The sequence below is a fragment of the Cellulomonas sp. P4_D11 genome (assembly GCF_056401915.1).
On the sequence record NZ_JBFUIK010000080.1, the window covers coordinates 1 to 501 of the forward strand.

The 501-nt window shown below is 61.9% G+C and carries 2 protein-coding genes; one reads left to right on the top strand and one right to left on the bottom strand.

Annotated features, from left to right (window positions below; genetic code table 11):
• A partial coding sequence (locus AC1DT4_RS20260; protein ID WP_477091555.1) for a hypothetical protein occupies window positions 1-248 on the top strand: 248 nt, incomplete at its 5' end.
• Between the two features lie 27 nt (window positions 249-275).
• Here the strand turns inward: AC1DT4_RS20260 and AC1DT4_RS20265 are convergent.
• Window positions 276-501 (bottom strand): peptide deformylase (locus AC1DT4_RS20265; protein ID WP_477091556.1); only part of this gene is annotated, 226 nt, incomplete at its 5' end.

Here is a 501-nt window from a genome sequence, read left to right on the forward strand (position 1 = left end):
TGACCACGGTCAGTGCCGGGCTCCAGATATTCGAGATCGAAGGTGCGACCGACGAAGTCATCGCGCGCGCAACGACGCTTGATCCAAGCAAGGCGAGCGCTTCGGCGGCTATCTCGTTTGCCGGCATCAATGCCGTTGTCTATCGTCACGGCGAAAGGCTCCGCGTCCATGTCGATCGTGGCCTTGCGACCTATTTCTGGACCTGGGCGGCAACCGTCAGCGGCAATATCGCAAGCACCGAAGCCTGATCCTCACCCGGCCTCTTCGACGGAACTCTAGAGCGCCCGTTGCAGCTTTTCATAGCGCTTGACCAGCCGGTCGCGCTTCAGCTTCGACAATCTCTGGATCCAGAAGATCCCGTCGAGCTGGTCGATCTCGTGCTGGTGGCACACCGCGAGCAGCCCATCGGCCTCCTCAGTCCGCTCGACGCCGTTGAGATCCTGATAGCTGACGCGAACCCGCGCATGCCGCCTGATCTCCTCCGTCACGCCCGGCATCGAC